This is a genomic window from uncultured Campylobacter sp., from assembly GCF_937996225.1.
In the GTDB taxonomy this organism is placed as follows: Bacteria; Campylobacterota; Campylobacteria; order Campylobacterales; family Campylobacteraceae; genus Campylobacter_B.
Genome location: NZ_CALKTC010000055.1, coordinates 45671 through 68392 on the forward strand (window position 1 = coordinate 45671; position 22722 = coordinate 68392).

Sequence of the window (22722 nt, forward strand, 5' to 3'; positions counted from 1 at the left end):
TTTTAAATTTAAGCTTTGAAAGCAAATTTATCAAATAAATTCCAAATATCGTCAGATAAATGACGGAATTTTTTTACGGACTTAAATATAATTACACCAAAATTTTTAGTAAAAAATTTTTAAAATTCCTTAAGTCAAGGAGAAAGGTATGAAACAACATAAATTTGTAATCTGCGATTACAAACGATGTATCGGTTGCACGACGTGCATGGCGGCCTGTTACTCAAGTGCCTACGAGCGCGGCAAGCTTGCTAAATCGCGACTTACCGTGCTTAGACAGGCTTACGGCGTTATGCCTACGCAGTGCAGGCAGTGCGATGACGGACCATGCGCAAACGTCTGCCCTACCGGTGCGCTTCGCTTCGATAATAATTATATCGAATTGCACGAAGAAATTTGCATCGGATGCAAGATGTGTACGCTCGCCTGTCCTTATGGCGCGATCAGCTCGAATGCCGAGCTTATGCCGTCAGTAAATTATGCGGTCGAGCCGAAGTATTATCTCGAGATCGAAAGCCAAGCGGGCGCCAAAAGCACCGCCATCAAATGCGATCTATGCAACGGACGCGAGAACGGTCCTGCATGCGTCGAGGTTTGCCCAACTAGCGCTATCATTATGATAGATCCTAAAGAGGGTAAGCATAAATTGGGCTTTGCGATAGACTACGATGCGGCTAATGCTTTTGCAAAAGACGTATTAAACGGCGAAATCAGTTGCGTCGCCAAAAAAGAAGGAGGCGCAAAATGATAAGCGTCTATACTTTATTTATCGTCAGTGCAGTAATTAGTATCCTTTTATACTGCGCTCCAAAAACTGCCGTTAAGGTAGGATTTGGATTAGGTGCTATCAGCTGTTTTTATGCGATGTGTCATTTCGTAGCCAATATGGGCGTAAGCGATAGCTTCGTTTTGGGCGGCACTTTCTTATATGCGCCAAAATTTGCTTTAAGTCCGCTTGGAAATTTCTTCAGTTTCGTAGTCGTTTTTATAGGCTTTGCAAGCAGCGTTTACGGTATGAGCTACGCCGAGGAATATATCGGAAAGGCAAATATTGGCGTTTTTGCATGTTTATTTAATACCTTCATCTTATCTATGCTTTTAGTCATCAGTGCGGATAATGTATTTTGCTTCGCTGTTTTATGGGAGCTTATGACGTTAATCTCGTCATTTCTAATCATAGTAAACGATGGCAAAGGCACGCTCAAAGCCGTTATGGTATATCTAGGTATAGCGCAGATCGGTGCATTTTGTATCACCTGTGGATTACTTATCATTGCAAACTACGCAGGCAGCTTCGAATTTGCGGAGTGGGGAAAAGTAAATATGCCGATGGGCGCTTCTGTAGCAGCATTCATCTTGTTTTTGGTCGGCTTCGGCTCAAAAGCGGGAATGTGGCCTTTTCACGTTTGGCTACCGCAAGCTCACCCTGCGGCTCCATCAAATGTCTCTGCGCTAATGAGCGGCGTTATGATTAAAGTAGCGCTCTTTACCCTTGTTAAATTTACACTATTTTTACCGCTAAGCATCTATTTTGGGCTTGCAGTTTTGATCCTAGGAGCAGCTAGCTCGCTTTTTGGCGTTTTATACGCGTTGTGCCAGCACGACTTTAAAGCACTTCTTGCGTACCACTCGGTTGAAAATATCGGCATTATCTTGCTGGGTCTTGGCACTGGAATTTACGGCGTCGCAGCAGGCAATGTAACACTAGCCGCAGTCGGATTTTTAGCAGGCTGCTACCACGTAGTAAATCACGCGATATTCAAAGGCTTACTATTCTTATGTGCAGGCTCTGTAATCCACGCTACTCATACGCAAAATATGGACGTGCTAGGAGGGCTAGCTAAAAAAATGCCTCTAACCGCGGTCGGTATGTTTATCGGCATCATGGGTATTGCAGCGCTTCCTCCGGTAAACGGCTTCGTTTCAGAGTGGTTTACCTATCAAGGAATGCTTCAAGGCGCTAAGGAAAGCGGAATTTTCATTAGATACGCTTTCTCGCTAGCAGTAGTCGCACTTGCGCTTACGGGCGTTTTAGTCGGTATGCACTTAAAACTATATGCGGTAATCTTTGCAGGAACCCCAAGAGATGAAAAAATTTGGGAAAATGCAAAAGAAAGTCCTCTTGGGATGGTTTTAGGAATGATCATACTGATGATAGGCTGCGTGGGATTTGGCGTAGGCGCACACTTCATAGTCGATTACATCATGCAGGCGGTAAATTCTATTACTTCCAATAGTGGGTATGTCGCAAGCCTAGGCGCTTCGTCAATCACTTCGCCTTTGGGAAGTATCGTTTCAACTCCTCTTATTGCAGTAATTTTGTGTTCTACAATGCTGCTTCCGTTTATCATCCTAGCAGTTATGAAAGCAAATCGCGACAAACCTCGCGAGACAGATCCTTGGGCATGCGGTTTTAAATATAGCCCTCGCATGCAGATGACCGGCGGTCCTTTTACCGGCGATTTAAGAAAGATTATGGACTGGTTATTTAGAGGTCATAAACGCAGAATAGAGCAAAACGGCTACTTCGGACCGATCGAGTATCACAACCACCCACAAGACATTTGGTGGACGATGATTTATCAACCGGTAATCGATTGGAGTAAGAAGATCGCCGATAAGATAGGAATTATTCAAAGCGGCTATGCAAATTTATATACGCTTTACATCCTAATCTATCTTTGCGCGATACTGGGCGTCGGATATTTCTTGATCTAGGAGGTTTAAGATGCAGACTATACAAACTATATTTTTAATGATATTTCAAGTCGCGGTTATCGTCCTAGTCGCTCCACTTTTCGACGGTATGGCGAGAAAACTTCGAGCCAAGCTTCAGTCGAAACAAGGAAGCGATTTTTTCCAGACTTACCGCGATATTATTAAGCTTTTTAAGCGCGGCAGAACCGTTCCTGCGTGCAGCCACTGGGTATTTAGGTGGGCGCCGTTTTTCCTTTTCGCTACTTCGGCAGCGATTTTGGCGGCTATTCCTATTACATACAGCAAAGATACTCTTTTCGGAGCGTATTCGGATATTTTCGTTATCCTATATCTAGGCGCGCTTTTGCGCTTCGTATTCGGTGCGGCTTCGATAGATAGCGGTAACCCTTTTGCGGCAACCGGCGGTGGACGCGAGCAGATGCTTGCCGTTTTTGTCGAACCTGTGATGATGATGTGCCTAATCGTAGTAATGATGGCTGCGGGAACTTCAAATTTAGTTGAGATCCAGCAGATGGTACGCAGCGGTCAGATCGGCTATCAAATTCCAAGCTTTGCCGTCGCCTCGATTGCATTTTTATGGTGTATGTATGTCGAGACCGGCAGAAAGCCATTTGATCTTGCCGAAGCCGAGCAAGAGCTTCAAGAAGGTCTACTTGGCGAATATGCAGGCAGCGATCTCGGCTTAGTGCAAGCGGCGCTTATTTTGAAGCAGTTTGCGATGATCGGATTATTCCTAACGATATTTGAGCCGTGGAATTTTAGCAATCCGTTTTTGGCGATCATAATCTTTGTGCTAAAAACTGGCGTATTTTACGTAGCAGCCGTTTTCATCGACAACTTTGGACCACGCTTCAGAATGACTTCGAGCATGCGCAAAATTTCATGCGGCGCTCTTGCCATTGCTTTTGCGGCATTAACGCTTTACGTAGTAGGATTTTAAGATGAATAGTATCGATATTTTAGCAATTTGTATGATCGTAACGTCACTCGCGGTATTCGGACTTAGAAATTTAAAACTTTCGATCGGAATTTACGCGATTCAGACGCTACTTTTGGTAAGCATATTTTTTATGCTGTATTCTAACTTCAATGCGCCGCAACTTAGAATTTGGGCGATAGTGGCGTTTTTTACGAAGGTTATTTTCGTGCCGGGAATTTTATTTTGGCTAGTTAAAAAGCTGGATGTGATCAGCGAGGATGAGCCGGTAGGCGGCTTTTTCGTAAGCCCCGTTATTGCGATGGGATTTTCGCTAGCGATTGCGATGACAATCAATCCGATCTTGCTTAAATTCTCTCTTATTCAAGAAAGAATCGTTCTAATAGCGGCGGTAACCGTATTTATGATGGGAATTTTCGGCTTCATGCTAAGAAATTCTTTCATCAAGCAAATTCTAGCCTACTGCCTCTTTGAAAACGGCATCCACCTAAGCCTTGCACTTATGGCTTACAACTCTCACGAGCTAGTCGAGCTTGGAATTTTAACCGATGCAATCTTTGCGGTTATTATTATGAGCATTTTGGCGGTTAGATTTTACAAAGCTTATGACGGGCTTGATACGTCTAAAGCTTCGAATTTAAGGGGTTAATGATGAATAGTTTAGCTTTTATATTAATTTTTCCGTTGCTCGGAGCGCTGATATTATTCTTATGCCCTAAGAATTTCAAGCTCCTAAGCTCGCTACACGTTTTGATTTCTGCGATTACTTCCGCAGGGCTACTCTGTAACGTAGGCAAGCTTATCAGCGGCAACTTTGAGGCTTTTTACGCATACGATAAATTTCTATTCCTAGATAGCCTAGGCTGCGTATTTTTAGTGCTAATCGCCGTAACGGGCTTTTTGGTAAATTTATACTCTACCACCTATATGAAATGGGAGATACAGGGCGGCCATCTGGATCTTAGCGATCTTAGAAAATACTATGCGCTCTGCCACGTTTTCGTTTTTACGATGACGCTTAGCGTTATCTGCAACAACGTTGCGTTTATGTGGGCTGCGGTAGAGGCTACTACGTTAGCATCGGTATTTTTGGTCGCTATTCATAAAGATAAAAAATCCACCGAGAGCGGTTACAAATATATCGTTATCTGCTCGATCGGCTTAGCGTTTGCGCTTTATGCGACCGTTTTACTATATGCGGCTACATTCAAAATCACAGGTGACGGCGAGGCTTCTATGCTTTGGACGAGCATCATGGATAATGCCAAAAATTTGAACGGCGATGCCGCTAAGCTTATCTTTATATTCGCTCTAATAGGCTTTGGAACCAAAGCAGGACTTGCTCCTACTCACACTTGGCTTCCTGATGTTCACGCAGAAGGTCCGGCTCCGATTTCAGCACTACTTTCGGGTGTGCTTTTAAAATGTGCGATGCTAGCGATATTTAGATATTACGCGGTAACCGCCGAAGCGGTAGGGCCAGACTTCGTTAAGCACGTGATGCTGATCTCGGGCACGATCACGCTATTTATAGCAGGAATTTTCCTCGTTCGTCAGCACGACGTAAAAAGGATGTTTGCTTACCACTCGGTCGTTCATATGGGTGTTATTGCATTTGCGCTAGGTATCGGCGGATATTTCGGCTTGCTTGCCGCGATCTTTCACTGCTTAGCTCATAGCTTTACTAAGGCTCTTGCATTCTGCTCTACCGGTAATATCGCTAGAATTTACGGTCACAAAGATATGACTAGAATGGGCGGTATGGTAAAAATCGCTCCGCTTACTACGATAATGTTTGGTGCTGCGGTTTGCTCGCTCGTAGGCGTTCCTGCGTTTGCGATCTTTGTAAGCGAATTTAACGTTTTCAAAGGCGCGATAGCCAGCGGTCAATACATAGCCGTAGCATTATTTGCGATCGCGCTCGTAATTATTTTCATCGCGGACTTCGCGCACTTTAATCTAGCGAGCTTCGGTACACCTAAAGGTGAAGTGGTTTATGCTAAAGAGATGAGCTTGTTTGAAAATTTACCGCTAATCTTGCTTTGCGCTTTAGTGATAATTTTCGGCGTATGGCACGTAGGTGATTTTTGGATGCTCGTCGAAAACGGCGTTAGAATAATGATGAGAGGTTAAAAATGAGAGGCGATAAATTTATAGAAATTTTAAAGACCAAAGTCAAGGTCTTAGAAGTTACCCGCCAAGCCGAGGATCAAATCACCGTTTTAGTGGATAGAAATGATCTGCCGCTTGCGGTTAAGACGCTATATTATGACATCGGCGGTTTTATCAGCACGATGATCCCTAACGATGAGCGCGAGCTAAACGGAAATTTCGCGCTTTACTATGCGATATCTATGGAAGGTGGCAAAATGACCGAAGCGGAGGATTTCGCCGCAGAGGATAAATGCTTCATCACCGTTAGGACGCTAATTCCCGGATCGGATCCTACATTCCCGTCAGTTACTCCTTTAGTGCCTGCTTGCGTATGGTACGAAAGAGAAGCCTTCGATATGTTCGGTTTAATCGCTGAGGGCTTGCCTGATAAACGCCGCTTAGTGCTAAGCGACGATTGGCCGGATGGGCTTCATCCACTTCGCAAAGACGCGATGGACTATCGCTATAGGCCCGATCCTGTAGATCATAAAGACGAGCCTAATGCAGAGTTTTTATTTCCTAGCGGCGACGGCGTAGTAGATGTTCCGCTTGGACCTCTTCACGTAACGAGCGATGAGCCGGGACACTTCAGACTATTTTGCGATGGCGATGAGATTATCGATGCAGACTACCGCTTATTTTATCAACACCGCGGTATGGAGAAACTAGCTGAAAACCGAATGAATTACGATCAGATGGGCTATTTAGCAGAGCGCGTCTGCGGAATTTGCGGCTACGCTCACGCGATTGCGTGTATTGAAGCAGCAGAGAAAGCCATCAAGCTTGAAATTCCGCTTCGTGCGCAAGCCATCCGCGTCATCTGCCTTGAGATCGAGCGCCTTCACAGCCATCTTTTAAATATCGGTCTAGCCTGCGAGGTAACAGGTAACTACAACGCCTTTATGCATATCTTTAGGGTGCGCGAATACTCCATGGAGCTAGCTCAGCTCGTAACCGGCGGCCGCAAGACCTACGGCAATGTAATTATGGGCGGACTTCGCCGCGATATGACCGATAATGAAATTCGCAAGAGCATCGAGATCATCAATAAACTTGATGTTCAAATTTCTGAAATTTGGGACGCCGTTATGGAGGATAAACGCCAAATCGGTCGCTGGAAAGGCGTGGGCGTATTAGATCGCAAAGTGGCGCGTGATTTCAGCCCGGTAGGTCCAAATATGAGAGCTTCCGGTTTTAAACGCGACAACCGCTACGATCATCCTTACGATTTCTTTAACAAGATAGAATTCGAAGTAGCCGTAGAGCACGGTGGCGATGTATTCAGCCGCGAAGTCGTAAGGTATAAAGAGCTCAAACAATCGATCCACATCATCAGGCAGTGCTTGCATCAAATGCCGCAAACTCCGATAATGATCGATCCACAGACTATGATCAGACCGGAAAACTACGCTTTAGGTCACGACGAAGCGCCGCGAGGCGAAAATGTCCACTGGATCATGCAAGGAAACGCACAGAAGGTTTACCGCTGGAGATGTCGCGCCGCTACGTATAACAACTGGCCGAGCTTGCGATTTCAATTCCGCGGAAATAACATCTCCGATGCGGCGCTAATCGTATGCTCGATGGATCCGTGCTACTCATGCACCGAGCGTGTAACTTTAGTCGATATTAATAGCGGAAAGAGTAAAATTCTAACCGAAAAAGACCTTAAGAAATTTTGCCAAGACGGCAAGGTTAGCAAAAAGGATTTAAGATGATGAAATTATTCGACATTACCGAAAAATATGGTAAGGCGACCTATGCTTATCCGTTTGAGCCATACATCGTGCCCGAGAATTTTCGCGGGCAGCCTGAATATACCTATGAGCTTTGCATAGGCTGTGCTGCGTGCGGAATCGCCTGCCCATCTAATGCGATTGAGCTTAAGATGAATGAAGCCCAAACCAAACTAATTTGGGAATTTGATTGCGGACGCTGCATATTTTGTGGTCGCTGCGACGAGGTATGCCCTACGGGAGCGGTAAGGCTAGGCAATAGCTTTGAGCTAGCGGTAAAATTTGATAAAAGCGCGCTTATCCAACACGGCGAGCTTGAGATGGAGAAATGCAGCTGCTGCGGCAAGCCAATGACCCCAAAAAGGCTCATCAATTACACGCTAGAAAAGTTAAGTACTGCAAATTTGCTCCCAGGCAGATTAGAAGAAGCTAAAAAATATCTCTATATCTGTCCTGAATGCAAAAAAGCTCAAGCGGTCGAAAGAGTGACCAAAGGTATAGAGGAGGCAATAAAATGAGTTTGTATCAAGTCCCCGAAAATATTAAAAACGCAAACGATCTAACCGCAAAATTGGAGCTTTTGAAAAATATCAAACGAAGCTTCAGCGTTTATCGTATCGACTGCGGAAGTTGCAATGGCTGTGAAATCGAAATTTTTGCTTCTATCACGCCGATGTGGGATCCGGAGCGCTTCGGATTTAAACTCGTAGCTAACCCTCGCCACGCAGATATCTTAGTCTGCACCGGTCCGGTTACTAGACAGATGTATTATCCGCTGCTTCGCGCTTATGAGGCCGCACCTGATCCAAAGATCGTAGTAGCTCTTGGAGCCTGCGGAAGCACTGGTGGAATTTTTCATGACGCATATAGCGTATGGAGTGGTATCGATAAGATTATACCGGTAGATGTTTATATCCCCGGCTGCCCTCCGCATCCTGCTAGCATCATCTATGGTCTTGGCATGGCGCTTGGCATCATCGATCAAAAGCTTCAAAAGAAGAGCTACGAGCAAGATAGTACTCTTCCACCACCAGTTAAGAGTTCAGTTATCGGCGATATTTTATTCGAGCGCGATCTGCAAGCTGAAGCTAAGAGGCTGATGAGCTATATTTTCGGAAGAGTTTTATTTGCAAAATATATGGATGCGATCAAAACCTCATCTGACGTTCACGATCCAAAAGCTTCTCGCGAGGCTCTACTTAACGCTATCCATACCGAAGAGGATCCTAGATACGCGGAGTGCATGGCACTATTGCACAATGACGTATATCTAAAATACGCCCGCGCTACGGAGGAATTTAAGATCGATCCGCAAAAAGAGGTCTGGAGCAAACGATGATTGAGGTTTTTAAGCTTACAAAGCGGCATATGGACGAAAACGAAAATTTACCTAAAGAGCTAAAGGATATCAAGGTTTTTTCCACCTGCGTCGGTCACGGCGTAGGTACGATAGATTTTAGCGAAAAGGTACTTGAGATAGACGATGAAGAATTTAAACGCATCATCGAAAACTCGGGCGACTACGTTAAATTTAAGATCGGTAACCTAAGCAAGTATTTCGAGATTGAAATTTTTGCCGAGCACGCAGCCAAGCTAATACCTCAGCTTTGCGAATGTGAGCTTAAAGATCTGCTGAAAAATATGCGCGAAGGATACTTCGTGCTAAGGAAGGATTTTTGATGCGAAAGGCGTTGCTTTGTATCGGCAATCCCCTTCGCGGCGACGATGACGTGGGCAATGAAACAGGGCGAATAGTCGAGGCGAACTTAAAAGACTGGCGCGTTTTTTATGGGCAGGATGTGCCTGAAAACGAATTTGCAGCACTTAGGGAATTCGCCCCTGAAATTCTGATCGTAGTAGATGCGATGAGCGGCTTTGATGAGGATAAGATAGAATTTTTCGACCTCAGCAACGATCGCGACTATATCTACTCGACGCATAACCTACCTACGCCGGTGCTTCTAAGCTATCTGCGCAAAATTTGCCCAAAGACGTTGTTTTTGGGCATTAGCGTGCTGCTCGATAATGTCCTTGATTTTAAAGAAGGGCTAAGCGAGAGCGCAAAAAAAAGCGCGCAAAGAGCTTATGAGCGTATCTTAGAAATTGATTCAAATTTAAATGAGGAGGAGTAAATGTTAAATCCTGCAGAAACCGCGCAAGCGGTGTCTAGTTCGATGCAACACAAGGCGCATACCCCGCTAATTAGCATAATTTTTCTAGCTATAATGGCGGGCGCTGCAATCGCTATGGGTGATATTTTCTGGGCTCACTCGACCGTCGGAATGGCTGAAAAGCAATCTATTGGCTTATCGAATTTCATCGGCGGTATTACCTTTAGCTGCGGTCTGATGATGGTGGTTTTTTACGGTGGGCATCTATTTACCAGCTCGGTTTTAACGGGCGTACCTGCCGCCGATGGCAAATTACCGCTAGGTAAAACTATCGGCTATTGGGCTATCGTTTGGTGCTTTAACTTTGTAGGTGGCGCGTTAATCGCGTATATGTATTATTACTCAGGACTTCCGCTTAAATATGATGGCTACATCTTGCAGCACTTCATTCCTGCAGCAGCAGGCAAAATAAACGCACCTTTTCATGAGCTATTCATCCGCGGAATTTTTTGTAACGTGTTTGTATGTATGTCTATCTGGACTGCGACCAGCGAGAGCAATCTATCAGGTAAATTCTTTGCAATTATGTGGATGATCGGCGCATTCGTAGCTTGCTCGATGGAACACTGCGTGGCAAATATGTTTATCCTAACCGAAGGTATCATCGCTAAAGGCCACTATTTAGCAGCTGCTGGTGGCGATGTAAATGCTCTTGCAAGCTCGCTTCACGGTGTAACGGCAGCTCAAATAGATTCAATAAACTGGGGAAATTTCATCGTTAAAAATATGATCCCAGTTACGCTAGGTAACATCTGCGGCGGTCTATTTTTCGTAGGCTTGGTCGGATTTATGGTAAATAAATACGACATGAAAAAGAAAGACTAATCTATCGCGCTTCAGCACGATATAAACAAAATACGGCGCGGCACTTTGCCGCGCATTTTTAATTTCTAAAATTTTAAAAATTCTCATACATAAAATTTCGCTCGATCCAAAATTTTAGACGAAATCCTAAACGAAATTCGGGATGAAATTCTAAAACCAAGCTCTTGATAAAAATTTTACGCTGTAAATCTAGGTAAAATCCTGCGCCGTAACTTTAGACAAAATTTCGCGCTTAAGCCGTAAGCGTAAGCCGCATAAATGCTTTAAAAACTCTAGCCCGCGCTAAACACAGTAGCTAAGCAATCTGTCGTAGTCCAGGATCAAAAACTCGTGTTGGCTGATTTTTTGAATTACGTTATCTTTTACAAGCTCATTAAACGCGGTACTCGCGCTTTGACGCTTGAGCCCTACGAAGGACGAAAGCACCTTTAGCGAAAAGGGCAAAAAGACGTATTTGTAGCCATTTTGATGAAAATTCTGCTCGTTTGCAAGCTCGATCAAAAAGCTCGCGATGCGCCCTTTTGCATTTTCAAAAAGTATAGAGCGTGTGATTTTGCGCTGCAGCAGAATTATCTCTGTTAAAATTTTTATATATGCCTCGCAAAAGCTGCGATTTGCCAAGATCTCCCCTAGTCCGCTCGCATCGATCGTGTAAATTTCGCTGTCCTCTAAAAACTCAAGTGCGCAAATTTCATTAAGAATGGTAATATTGTCCTTGTTTAGGTAGTTGATGATGAATTCTTCGCCGTCTTCAAAAAACGAAAGCTTCGCCTGTCCACTTTTAAAAATAAAAACTTTAGGCACCTCACTATAAAAAACATAGCCTTTTTTGATGACTTGGTGCTCGAACATTGCAAGCTCCTCGTCGCTAAGCGTGGCGATAGCCTCGGTTTGCAGTAGTCCCAGCCGCGATTTTTCCATATAACCTCCAAAAGCTAAGAATTATACAATGAAATATTTAGACAAAGATAAAGCTGCGCGGATTAAATTTACCATCCGCACTATGGCTGCGCATCTAGGTCGCCGGAGCTAATAAATTTTATAGCTTTTAAAATTCTAAATTTTACCCGCGTTTTGCATCGCGTAAAATTTCAAAAATTTATTGAGCCTTATGCGGCGAAATTATAGCCAAAACCCGCGGCGCGAATTTAAAATTCTGTCTTTAAATAAAAATTCATATCATTTCATTGAAATTTTATTTAGCAAGGATATAATAATGCATATTAAAAATAAGCGGTATTTTGCTCGCGATGACACCGCAAGAAAGACACTTCATGCAAAAGTTAAATTTTAAAAATAACGTTTCCGAGACGCTACTAATCAACGTCTATATGCGCCATCTGGATTTCAAAAACGCGGATCCGATCCTAAACGATCCCTTTTCAAGCGCCGTCGTAGAGCAGATCGATTATGATTTTGCAAAATTCGACGACGCATGCCTTAGCAAGACGGGCACGGTGATCCGCGCGAAATTTTTCGACGATGAGACGCTGCGACTCGCGGCGGAGCTTGATCGCCCTATCATCGTGCAGCTCGGCGCCGGGCTCGACACCCGCCCGCTTAGATTGCAAAAAGCCCTACCAAGCGCCCTATTTTACGACCTCGACCTGCCCGACGTCATCGCCATGCGCGACGCGCTGCTACCCAAAGCTCAGAACAACTTTAGCTTGCCCTACTCGATGTTAGATCACTCATGGATGGACGAGCTGGTCGCAAAGCACGGCAGCGCGGGCTACATATTTATTTTAGAGGGGGTGAGTATGTATTTTGAAAAAGAGGAATTTAAAGAATTTTTTATCGCGCTTGCGCAAAAATTCCGCGGCTACGTGCTGAGCGATTTTATGAGCGAGTTTTCGGTTAGAAAATTCGACTCCAAACGCCACGATGCGATGCGGCACATGCAAAACGCGCCCTTTAAAATGGGTATCGGCGGCGGTGCGGAGGTGCAGGACTGGGATAGCGCGCATATCAGATTCGTCAGGGAGGCCGCGATGCTGAAAATGTATAAAAGCCACTGGAGCCTTAAAGGGCGCCTATTTAGCCTGATTCCCGCCTTTTGCAACGCATGCAAGATGTTCGTTTTCAAAATAGGCAAAGATGAAATTTAAGTAAATTTCAAAATTTTAAAGCGGCGCGCCGCAGGAAGCGTAAGCCGGCTTTTTAAACAGAGGGAATAAAATTTTACAATTTTCGCCGGCATTAGCGGCTTGCGCCAGCCGATAATTGACGAACCAAGACGGACGTCAAACAAATCAAACTAAACTAAGTCGGGCAACAGTCAAGCCGACTCAGACTGCAACTAAATCTAGCCAGACAGCAGTCAAGCCAAACGACTAGCGTCAGTGCGCCTATGCGCGAAGTAAAATTCCGCGATTTCAAGCCGAGATTGTAAATTTAAGCTCGCCTTATCCTTGCCATCTAAATTAAAAACCGCCCTATTTACTCGCTACTGTGATTAAAAATTTTAAAGCCGAATTGGAGCCCATATACGTTAAATAGAAATTATTTTTTCATTGACTTAAATTTACGTTTTTGCTAAAGTCGTGGCACATTAATTTACAAAGGAGATCAAAAATGCGGAAATTTTTCCTGCCCCTTTTCTATGCTTTCATGCTGGTCGGATGCAACAAACACAGCCTTGGTCCCACCAACCTCTTTTTAGAAAACAAAGAGCTAACCCAACTCAAAGGTCGCCATATCCTAGATATGGAGAAATACACCGGCGGCTGGTCATACATCGATATAGGCATGTTTTCAAATAAATACTATCTACAATATGACCCGCGCGAAGTACTATCGGTAGAGAGATCGTGCAACTTCTGGGGCTGCAGCGTAGTAGGCGTTAATTACAGCACCTACGGCTACATCTATTTCACCACCGATAAGGATGGCTATATCACCGACTATACCGAGGACGGCGACGCGATAAGAAGCGTCAAGCATAAATTTAAAGACCTACTAGTACTGGAGAATTAAGATGAAAAAGACGGTAATGGCACTATGCGCATTTGCGATCACTACGGCATTTGGTATATCGGATAGCGATTACAATAAATTTGACACACTGGATGAGAGCGGAAGATATAAAGAGGCTTTGGCATTCCTCAAGCCTTTAGCCGAGGCGGGCGACGGTAGGGCTACTACGCTCATAGGCTATCTTTATGAGGTTAGATTTGATAGCTACGGCGAAGGGATAAAGTGGTATAAAAAGGGTATGGAGCTAAACGATAGCCTCGCTTATAAGAATATGGGTTGGATCTACTATCTAATGAGGGATTATAAACTAGCCGCTAAGACATATGAAAAAGCAAGCGATTTAGGCAACGTACAGGCCGATGCGATGATAGGTAACATGTATCTAAACGGGATATATTATACAAGGGATTATAAAAAGGCTCTCGTATATATACAAAGAGCCGCCGAAAAAAATAATGCGCAGGCTCTAACCGATCTAGCCATATGCTACGAGAACAGCTACGGCGTCGCAAGGGATCTAAATAAAGCCAGAGAGCTCTATAGACGCGGAGCTGCCGGCGGTAACGAATACGCCCAAAAAGCGCTAGGTAGGCTATAGTAAGAAACCTGCCGGTCTGCGATAGAGCGGTCCGAACAAGGACCGCTCGGTGCAAATCGACAAACTATCTCGCACGATACCTCAAAGCGCCGCAAATTTCATGCTAGCACGCGACAGGGCAGCTAAGTGAGCGAGACAAGGCGCAAATTTTACGCAAACAAGCCGCGCGAACCGAGCGCGAGACATAACGTATAGAATTTCAATGAGCCGCGGTGCGGGACACAGCGCATTGTTTCGAGCAAACAGCACGAGCCTTCGGCGTATAAATAATCTGAAAACGGCGCGGAATTTAAGCAGATACGGCGCCCACGGCAAACAGAAATTTTAATAAGCGCTCGAAACGAAATTTCAAAGCGTCGCAAATCTCACGCGAGCGCGCGCCGCAGCGGCGTCTCAAAGTATCGTAAAATTCAGTCGCCTTAAAGTGCTGTAAAATTCCGCCGCCTCATGCCGCTTTGAAATTTTAAAATTTTTACAGTAAAATCGCCGCATCAATTTAAATTCCGAAGGATTTTCATGCGCTGTTTAGATAAAAATTTACGCCACGAACCGCTGCAAGAGACGCATTCGCACGAGCCTTTGAGCGATGCGGCGCACACAGGAGCGCACTCGCACTGCCACTCGCACGGCGCCAAGGACGCAGATAAGCGCATGCTGCGCGCAAGCATCATCATCACGACGATCGCGATGATCATTCAGTTCGTCTATTCGATCATCACGAACTCCTTGGCGCTATTAAGCGACACGCTGCATATGTTTTCGCACGTCTTTGCGCTAAGTCTTAGCTTTTTTGCGGTCTGGCTCAGCGAGAAAAACGGCGGCGAGCAGCGCACGTTCGGCTTTTACCGCGCCGAGGTGATCGTCGCTTTTACAAATTCCGTCACGACGGCGATTTTCGTGGTCTTCATCCTCTACGAGGCGGTGCAAAAGCTCGTAAATCCGCAGCCCATCGACGCAAAAACGCTGATCGTTATCGCCGTCTTCGGCCTTGCGGTCAATTGCATAACGGGCTTTTTGCTGCTTAAGGCTGACATGCACAACATCAACATAAAATCGAGCTTTTTACACATGATGAGCGACCTTCTAAGCTCCGTAGGCGTCGTCATCGGCGCGATATTTTTGTATTTTACGGGCGCCGTGTGGATCGATGCGGCGCTGGCGCTACTGATCACCTTCATGATCGGTAAATGGTCGTTCTCGCTCATCCGCCAAAGCATCGAAATTTTACTCGAGAGCTCGCCGATACCGATCGAAGCGATACGCGAGCTGATCGCCGCGCAGGAGGGAGTTTTAGACGTGCACGATATCCACGTCAGCGAGATCACGCACAACATGTACGTCCTGACCGCACACATCGTGATCTCGCCGCACGATCTGATAAAATTTCAAAGCCTGATCGCGACGCTTAACGACGAGCTGCTGCGTAAATTTAAGATCGGACACTGCACCTTCCAGCCCGAATGGCGCGAGCTTTGGCGCGTCTGCGATACGAAAAGCGCGATTTTTGGCGGATCTGCGGCGGCCTGCTTCGATAGGTAGCGCATCAGACGACCTGCGGCGGAGTAATTTGATCTAGGCTGCAATGGGCGCGATGAGATAAAATTTGCCCTAGGCGGCGGGATAAAATTCCGACCTCGGCGCTGCAGCGATCTGCGATGCGGTTAAATTTTACTCTACGCCGCAATGATAATATTACGGCGCAGCAAATTTGATCTCGGCGCAGAGACTTAACGACGGGATAAAATTCCAATCTAGCACCGCGGATACGGCTAAATTTTAAGCCACACGAATATAGGGTCGGCTCGCTCGTGCGCGCATCGCCGAACATATCGCGCTAAATTTTAAGTCATGCGCGACACGGGGTGCGTAGGCTGCGTGATAGTTTATGCCGCGATGATTTGTACTAAGACGATTTCTCGGCGCGGTAAAATTTCAACCTCGGCGCTGCGACGATCTGCGGCGCAAACCAAACGTGGGCGCGGTAAAATTTCGTGCTGCGCTGCGATATCTAGCGGAAAGAAGCGAGCATGGCGCGTAAATTTTGCCTAGCCGCGGCAGAGCAAAGCGCTCAATCGCACCACGAGATATGCCGCAAAGGCGCGGGTAAATTTCATTTCATTCGCGCAAGGACGCTTATCCATGCAGAGCGTGCCTCGTCTGCATAAAACGCGCGCTGTCCGCCAAAAAAACTGGCACTTTATCTGCAAAAAATGCACTCCGTCCGTCAAAACCGGCGCCTCGTCTGCACGAAGTGTGTTTCGTCTGCGCAAAACGCGAGCTGTCCGCCAAAAAGGAGCACTCGCGCTTTAGCACGCGTCTAATCGCGCGATCGCGCCGCAGAGCAGATGCGGGCAAATTTTAAAAGTAGAGAAAATGGAGAAAATTTTAAAAAGAGCGAAGCTGCAAGGCGCGCTCGGTGCGATATATATTTTGGCTGCGGGCACGACGTATTTTATAAAGGGCGAGCCGGAGCTTTTAAAGATAGTGCGGGTGCTCGCGTGGCTTCTTGCCTTCGTCTTTCTCTACTACGCGATCGCAAACGTCCAAAGGCTCTCGGGCTCGAACGTCTTTACGATCTTCAAATACACTTACAACGCCGTGCTTTTGGCGCTGCTATGCAGCATAGCTCTTTATGTGATAGACAAATCCTTCTTGGACTTGATCGATATCGGCATGCCATTTTTACTGCTCGGCGTCGCGATAGCGTGGATAATCATAAATTTTAAATTGCGCGCCGATACGGGCTGCGTGTTTTTCGCCGTGTACGCCGTGCTGCTCGCTACCAAAGTCGCTGCAAACTTCCTCCACGGCATGCTTGGAGTACTAACCCCGGCCCTCATAACGAGTGGCGTCGTAAAATGCATCGGGGTAGCAAACGCGTTGTCGGAAATCGTCCTGCCCGCCGTACTGCTCGCCGCATGGCTCGGTATAAAGAGCTTCCAAAGCTCGCAGGATCCATGGCGCTAGACGTGCTGGATCGCGGCATTAAATTTAAACGCGCCGTGCCGTAGCGATAGGCGCTATTTGGACTAAACATGCCGCTTTGAGGTGCGGCGGTCGTAGAAGCCGTAGAAAAGTAAAAATTTTAACAGAAGCGGTATGCGGCGCAAAAAATGCAAATTTAAACAAAACGGCTCCGCGCCGCAAAAGCCACGGCGCAGAGCCGGAGGTTAAGATTAAGGGGATTCAAAACCAAGGCTAAATTTAGCGAAGTCCAAGCCTGAGGCTAAAATCAGCAAAATAAAAAGCTAAATTTAGCAAAGCTCGAAATAAAGCCGGCAAGCCTAGGGTTAGATCAACGTAAAGTAGCCCGAGCGAGACTATTTATCCTCCAAGACCTTGCTCTTCCACTTCGATGATTTCTCCTCGCCTTTTGACATATCTTTGGAAAATTCCGAAATCGCTTCAAAATTTCTCTGCACGCCGTCGCTAGAGTTTTTGTATTTTACGGCGTTGGATTTTTTGATGCCGAGATTGCCCGCTTCGTCCGCAGCGTCGATATTCGCGCCTAAAAATATAAATTCCCATCCATTTTCATTTTGCTTTTGCGTTATCATTTTTTTGATCTGCGCTTTGGAGTATTCGCGGCTTGAGTTCTCCATCCCGTCGGTGATGATGACGAAAAGCACGCGGTTGTCCGCAGCGTCGATCCCATCTACCTTTTGTATGCGATTGATCGTATCGCCCACGGCATCGAGCAGCGCGGTATTGCCGCCTGCGACATATTGCTTAGAGGTGAGTTTCTTCACCTTTTTCAGATCGGTGCGGTCGTGGATGACGTTAAAATTCGTATCGAAAAGCACAGTCGTGACGTTTGCATTGACGCCCAGCTTTTTTTGCTCCTCGATCATCGAGTTAAAGCCGCCTATCGTATCACTCTCAAGCCCGCTCATCGAGCCCGATTTATCGAGCATCAGCACCAGCTCCAGGTGCTTTAGCGGCTTGCAGATATATTTTACGCTGCGCTCCGGACATACGGGCTCCGCAGCCTCGGCGCACGACTTCGTAGCGACTGTGCCGACCTCGCACTTAGCGTCTTTTGCAAATGCATCCTGTGCAAAAGCCGCGCCCAGAAGCATCGCCAAGGCTAAAACGATCTTTTTCATAAACTCTCCTTTGGATAAATTTCGCGCAATTATAGCATTTTTAAGAAATTTAAAAAACGTTTTATTGAAATTTAATCGTAAAATTTAGAAGCGCGATTCGGTTAAATTTTACGATTAAATTTCGCCTAAATTTCGGTGCGCTAAACGACAAATAGCCGCCGCTCTGATGAAGCGGGCGAGTAAAATTTATCGCTCGATACGCCGTACGAGCGGCGCGCAGAGAGATGTGCGACGCGTGTAAACGGCGCCCACGTAAAAAACTGCGCGCCATATAAAGCGCCGAAGCTAGCAGATGCGCAGCTGTATATATGCGTATACGGCGTAAACGAGCGGTCGGTAAAATTTCAAAATTTCATCCGCGTGATATAAAATTTTGAAATTTCACCCGCGCGGCGCAAAATTTAAAATTTCATCGAAATTTAAATCTTTTTAAAATATACTTCCAAAATTCCAAATTATGGAGAGAGCCATGCAAAATTTCCTGGATAGTCTCAACTCCTGCGTCGATACGATCAACTCCTTTTTGTGGGGTCCGTACTTTCTAATCGCCCTACTTTGCGGCACCGGCGCATATTTTACGGCGCGCTTGCATTTAGTACAAATTTTTAAATTTAGAACGGGCGCGCGCAAGCTTTTCGGCAACTTCTCCCTGCACGGCGAGGCTGCGGGTAAAAGCGGCATGAGCTCGTTCCAAGCCGTCGCCACGGCGATCGCGGCGCAGGTCGGCACGGGCAACCTGGTAGGCGCCAGCACCGCGCTCATAATGGGCGGGCCGGGCGCGATATTTTGGATGTGGTGCGCAGCGTTTTTAGGCATGGCGACGAATTTCGCAGAGATCTGCCTGGCTCAAATTTACCGCACCAAGGACGACAGCGGACACATGATCGGAGGGCCCGCGTTTTACATCAGTCGCGGACTTAAAAGCCCCTTTGCCAAGCCTTTAGCGGCGTTTTTTGCGCTAGCCATCATCTTTGCTTTGGGCTTCATGGGTAATATGGTGCAGGCAAACTCCATCTCAGACGGCTTTAGCGGCGCATTCGGAATCCCGAAGTGGGTAAGCGGCGCAGCCTTAGCACTCATCTGCTGCGTCATATTTTTTGGCGGCGTCAAGGCAATCGCACGCGTAGCCGAAAAGGTCGTGCCTATAATGGCGATCTGCTACGTGCTGGTGGGTCTCGTCATCATCGGCTCAAATTTCGATAAAATTCCATCCGTCATTGCGCTGATATTCAAAGCCGCATTCGATCCATCGGCTGCCTGGGGCGGCGCTACGGGCGCTACGATCGCCACCGCGATGAGATACGGCATCGCGCGTGGGCTCTTTTCAAACGAAGCAGGCATGGGCTCGACGCCGCACGCACACGCCGCAGCGAACGTCAAACACCCCGTAGATCAAGCCGTGCTCGGCATAATGGGCGTTTTCGTCGATACATTCATCGTGCTTAACATCACCGTTTTCGTCGTGCTCAGCACCGACGTAGTCACTTTCGAAAACGGCAAAGCGGTATTTTCGGGCATCTCGCTGGTGCAGGAAGCCTTCGGGTCGCAAATTTTGGGTCGCAGCGGCGGCTACGGATTCGTGGCGATCTGCCTGTTTTTCTTCGCATTTACCACGATTTTGGGCTGGTATTACTTCGCCGAGATCAACGTGCGATACCTCCTGGGCGCAAAATTCGTCAAGCTCTTGCAAATTTTAGTCGTCGCATTCGTATTCATAGGGAGCGTGCAAAAGATCGACCTCGTCTGGGGGCTAGCGGATATGTTTAACGGACTGATGGTGATCCCAAACTTAATCGCGATCATCCTGCTTAGCCCCGTCGTCGTGCGGCTTTTGAGCGACTTTAACGACGGCAAAAGCTACGATGCGAACGACTACAAATAATGCTGCGCGCTAAATTTCAAGCCTGAACTTGAAATTTAGCGCAAAATCGCCGCAAAATTTAGAATTTTTAAATTCTTTTCTAGCTAAAATCCGTGCCTAAATTTTATGATTTAAGGAGAACGGATGCAAATTTTAAGGAGCGAAAAATGCCCGTTTTAAAGGCATTGCTGACCGGGCAACCGCGCGCCTACGGCGACGAGCGCGCTACGCAGCCTCTAAAAAGGCGCTGGGAGACGGCGATTTTTAAGCAAGCTAGAGCTGGCGAAGTGCGCGCAAACGAGCTTGGGTTCGATGGCGACGCGGTAGCCGACACGCTGCATCACGGCGGCACGGAAAAGGCAGTTTTTGCCAACTCGTTGCAAAATTACGCTGCGTGGGAGAGATTTTTGGAGCTTAAAAATCTAGCCTACGGCGCAATGGGCGAAAACCTCACGATCAGCGGATTACACGAGCAAAACGTCTGCATCGGCGATGTGCACCGCATAGGCTCGCTGGTGCTACAAGTAAGCCAGCCGCGCAAGCCCTGCTACAAGCTCTCAATGCGCTGGGGCAACGCAGAGATGACGGCGGAGATCGCGCGCAGCGGACTTACCGGTTGGTACTACCGCGTACTAGAGACCGGCTCGTGTCGCGCGGGCGACGAGATCTACGTCGTGGGACGCGACCCCGCTATGATGAGCGTGATGGAGCTCAACCGTCTATTTTACGGCGATCGCCTCGATGAAGAGTTGCTAGCAAAATTTAACCTACTTACGACGCTTACGCCAAAATGGCGCGAGGATATGCGCCGCAAGCTAGAAGGCAGCTACGACGACGGCTTTATGCGGCTATGAATTTAGCCTCGAAGCGGCGTGATAAAACCAGCAAAGTAGCGCCGCGTCTTGTTGTTTTAAAACACACTCTTGGCGCGGATTTCAAAATACTTTCCAAGCCGCCGATGCTAAGTTTCAAGACACTTCTTGGCTACTCAATATCGGCTTAGAAAAAATACTTTCTTGATGCAAGCTGCAAATTCAGACTAAATTCAAAAGACGAAATTTTAATTCAATCCGCGCCGCACGCGCGCAAACGCGATCTGTTCTCTTGCCCTATTTTGTGACATAATACAGACTACAAGCAGAATTGAAGACGCAATTTAACCGCGCTTAGAATTTAAACCGCTATGAAGTCTAAATTTAACCGCACATTCAAAGCCGCACGCGCCGCTCTTTGTAAATTTTAAAATTTAAAAGCGGTAAATTTAACCCTCTTGCTACGCAGCGAATTTTCCATAAAAGCCGAAAAGCAAATTATTTACTCGCGCGACACACTCATCTCGCACACTTAGCGGCGTGGCTCTTATGCTGCAACGAGCTCCTAAGCTTTTAACGCGCGCCAAATTAGACATGTCAGATGCTTCGCCAAGCGCCTTTCAAAGCTCATTCATAGCGCTCGCTATAAGTAGAATTTTGCGTAGAATTTTGCGCGGCGCGGTAACAATTGTGACCTTTAAAAGCGCGACCGCGGCTCAAAAGCCTATTTCAGCTTTTTTAAAACCGCACGCCATAAGGCTCAAAGTCCACTTCTGCGCTTAATCAATTACCGTAATCCCCGCATCTGCGCAGGCTTTTCTCGCCTTTTTAGAGATGCCGATGCCGCTCGTTTCGATTTTTTTAAGATTTTTGAATTGCGCAAGCTCGGCGGCGTCAATGTTTTTGATATCGAAAAGCTCATCCTCGCCGTCCCAATCAGGCGCGATTTGCAGATAAATTTCGTTTCCGCCGTCAAGATAGAGCTCGCTCACCTGCTCCGCCAAATTTACGGGGATAGGATAGTCCTTAAACCACTTTTTGGCTTGCGGCAGGGCGCCGAAGTCCGCGTACGGATCGATGCCGCGCTCCTCGCAGTACTCAAACACGTCAAATTTGGGCTGTAGCAGGGCTTTTTCATACATCAGCTCGTTCATCACGGCGATTTTGAAATTGAAATTTTTAAACGCTAGCGTCTCGCCCACCACGCGCGGAAGCTTAAATTTATCGCTTGGCTTACGTTTTACCTTTTTCTCTTTTTGATTTATGCAGACGCGTCCTATCGGCATTTTCGCAGCTCGCACGATGTCTGCGATCTCGTCGGTGTCGCGCTTAGCGAAGCGCTCGGCAAAGTCCATCGCGCCTATGCGCTCCTGCACGGCATCGGCGAGAGCTAGCGAGACTTCGAACTTGCCTAGGCTAAGCTCCAAAAATATATATGCGCCGCGCAGCTCCTGCTCCGGTACGGCCTCAAGCGGCGGCCTGCCCTCAAGCGTGAACGCGCCGTCGTATAGCTCGCGCGGAACCTCGTGCTGCACGCCCTTTGCGACCTCAAGCATCAAAATTATCTCGGTAAGCTTCGGCTCTGCGAGCTCGCCTGCGCGCACGAAGGCGAAAATCCCCGCCTCATCCCAAAAATAGCGGCTTTTGCCCTCCCCGTCATCGATCACGCGCGGCTGTCCCAAGGCTTCGTTAAGCTTAGCCAGATCAAACTCACAGTTTACGCCGCCGATGAAAACGCCGTCCTGGCGCACGTCGACGTCAAATTTATCATTTTTAAAAATGTCAAACAGTCCCATTTCGCCTCTCCTGATTTTGCGTTAAATTTCGT

At 46.8% G+C, this 22722-nt stretch carries 21 protein-coding genes; 18 read left to right on the plus strand and 3 right to left on the minus strand.

Annotated features, from left to right (window positions below; genetic code table 11):
* Positions 1–148 precede the first annotated feature (148 nt).
* Genes Q0174_RS06585 through Q0174_RS06635 form a run of 11 tightly spaced genes read left to right on the plus strand, consistent with a single transcriptional unit; the run spans position 149 to position 10541 of the window.
* Positions 149–748, plus strand: coding sequence for a 4Fe-4S dicluster domain-containing protein (locus Q0174_RS06585; RefSeq protein ID WP_005871891.1), 600 nt, complete (start codon positions 149–151; stop codon positions 746–748).
* Positions 745–2718, plus strand: coding sequence for a proton-conducting transporter membrane subunit (locus Q0174_RS06590; RefSeq protein WP_297989775.1), 1974 nt, complete (start codon positions 745–747; stop codon positions 2716–2718). Before Q0174_RS06585 ends, Q0174_RS06590 begins: the two co-directional genes overlap by 4 nt.
* Positions 2719–2728: 10 nt before the next feature.
* On the plus strand, positions 2729–3658 hold the full coding sequence (locus Q0174_RS06595) for an NADH-quinone oxidoreductase subunit H (RefSeq protein WP_297901004.1): 930 nt from the start codon (positions 2729–2731) through the stop codon (positions 3656–3658).
* A 1-nt stretch (position 3659) separates the two neighbouring features.
* The gene (gene hyfE / locus Q0174_RS06600; protein ID WP_297916762.1) at positions 3660–4304 is read left to right on the plus strand and encodes a hydrogenase 4 membrane subunit; all 645 of its coding nucleotides are present in this window, start codon (positions 3660–3662) and stop codon (positions 4302–4304) included.
* A gap of 2 nt (positions 4305–4306) precedes the next feature.
* On the plus strand, positions 4307–5788 hold the full coding sequence (locus tag Q0174_RS06605) for a hydrogenase 4 subunit F (protein ID WP_298042640.1): 1482 nt from the start codon (positions 4307–4309) through the stop codon (positions 5786–5788).
* 2 nt (positions 5789–5790) lie between these two features.
* The gene (locus tag Q0174_RS06610) at positions 5791–7527 is read left to right on the plus strand and encodes a hydrogenase large subunit (protein WP_005871901.1); all 1737 of its coding nucleotides are present in this window, start codon (positions 5791–5793) and stop codon (positions 7525–7527) included.
* Positions 7524–8063: a formate hydrogenlyase complex iron-sulfur subunit gene (locus tag Q0174_RS06615; RefSeq protein ID WP_177386902.1), complete on the plus strand. Its 540-nt coding sequence runs from the start codon at positions 7524–7526 to the stop codon at positions 8061–8063. Before Q0174_RS06610 ends, Q0174_RS06615 begins: the two co-directional genes overlap by 4 nt.
* Positions 8060–8884: an NADH-quinone oxidoreductase subunit B family protein gene (locus Q0174_RS06620; RefSeq protein ID WP_297944740.1), complete on the plus strand. Its 825-nt coding sequence runs from the start codon at positions 8060–8062 to the stop codon at positions 8882–8884. The genes Q0174_RS06615 and Q0174_RS06620 overlap by 4 nt, the downstream gene beginning before the upstream one ends.
* Positions 8881–9225, plus strand: a complete 345-nt coding sequence (locus tag Q0174_RS06625; RefSeq protein ID WP_005871907.1) for a formate hydrogenlyase maturation HycH family protein — start codon at positions 8881–8883, stop codon at positions 9223–9225. Before Q0174_RS06620 ends, Q0174_RS06625 begins: the two co-directional genes overlap by 4 nt.
* Positions 9225–9677, plus strand: a complete 453-nt coding sequence (locus tag Q0174_RS06630) for a hydrogenase 3 maturation endopeptidase HyCI (RefSeq protein ID WP_297948245.1) — start codon at positions 9225–9227, stop codon at positions 9675–9677. The genes Q0174_RS06625 and Q0174_RS06630 overlap by 1 nt, the downstream gene beginning before the upstream one ends.
* Complete coding sequence (locus Q0174_RS06635; RefSeq protein ID WP_005871911.1) at positions 9678–10541, plus strand: formate/nitrite transporter family protein; 864 nt, start codon at positions 9678–9680, stop codon at positions 10539–10541.
* A 282-nt stretch (positions 10542–10823) separates the two neighbouring features.
* Here the strand turns inward: Q0174_RS06635 and Q0174_RS06640 are convergent, their stop codons facing one another.
* Positions 10824–11462 carry a Crp/Fnr family transcriptional regulator gene (locus Q0174_RS06640; RefSeq protein WP_298042643.1) on the minus strand — a complete coding sequence of 213 codons (639 nt, stop codon included), beginning with the start codon at positions 11460–11462 and terminating at the stop codon, positions 10824–10826.
* A 353-nt stretch (positions 11463–11815) separates the two neighbouring features.
* Here Q0174_RS06640 and Q0174_RS06645 point away from each other — a divergent pair, with 353 nt between their 5' ends.
* From Q0174_RS06645 to Q0174_RS06665, 5 genes are all read left to right on the plus strand, one after another.
* Positions 11816–12649 (plus strand): class I SAM-dependent methyltransferase, encoded by an 834-nt coding sequence (locus tag Q0174_RS06645; protein WP_298042646.1) that lies wholly within the window; start codon positions 11816–11818, stop codon positions 12647–12649.
* 466 nt (positions 12650–13115) lie between these two features.
* Positions 13116–13517 (plus strand): hypothetical protein, encoded by a 402-nt coding sequence (locus tag Q0174_RS06650; RefSeq protein WP_298042649.1) that lies wholly within the window; start codon positions 13116–13118, stop codon positions 13515–13517.
* A 1-nt stretch (position 13518) separates the two neighbouring features.
* Positions 13519–14115, plus strand: coding sequence for a tetratricopeptide repeat protein (locus Q0174_RS06655; RefSeq protein ID WP_298042652.1), 597 nt, complete (start codon positions 13519–13521; stop codon positions 14113–14115).
* Positions 14116–14631: 516 nt separating this feature from the next.
* Positions 14632–15654, plus strand: a complete 1023-nt coding sequence (locus Q0174_RS06660) for a cation diffusion facilitator family transporter (RefSeq protein WP_298042655.1) — start codon at positions 14632–14634, stop codon at positions 15652–15654.
* 834 nt (positions 15655–16488) lie between these two features.
* A complete protein-coding gene (locus Q0174_RS06665; protein ID WP_298042658.1) occupies positions 16489–17082 on the plus strand; it encodes a hypothetical protein in 594 nt (197 codons plus the stop codon).
* A 353-nt stretch (positions 17083–17435) separates the two neighbouring features.
* Here the strand turns inward: Q0174_RS06665 and Q0174_RS06670 are convergent, their stop codons facing one another.
* A complete protein-coding gene (locus Q0174_RS06670) occupies positions 17436–18221 on the minus strand; it encodes a vWA domain-containing protein (RefSeq protein ID WP_298042661.1) in 786 nt (261 codons plus the stop codon).
* 469 nt (positions 18222–18690) lie between these two features.
* Here Q0174_RS06670 and Q0174_RS06675 point away from each other — a divergent pair, with 469 nt between their 5' ends.
* The gene (locus Q0174_RS06675) at positions 18691–20103 is read left to right on the plus strand and encodes a sodium:alanine symporter family protein (RefSeq protein WP_298042666.1); all 1413 of its coding nucleotides are present in this window, start codon (positions 18691–18693) and stop codon (positions 20101–20103) included.
* A 146-nt stretch (positions 20104–20249) separates the two neighbouring features.
* On the plus strand, positions 20250–20936 hold the full coding sequence (locus tag Q0174_RS06680) for an MOSC domain-containing protein (RefSeq protein WP_298042669.1): 687 nt from the start codon (positions 20250–20252) through the stop codon (positions 20934–20936).
* A 737-nt stretch (positions 20937–21673) separates the two neighbouring features.
* Here Q0174_RS06680 and Q0174_RS06685 read toward each other — a convergent pair.
* The gene (locus tag Q0174_RS06685) at positions 21674–22690 is read right to left on the minus strand and encodes a hypothetical protein (protein WP_298042671.1); all 1017 of its coding nucleotides are present in this window, start codon (positions 22688–22690) and stop codon (positions 21674–21676) included.
* Positions 22691–22722: the final 32 nt, after the last annotated feature.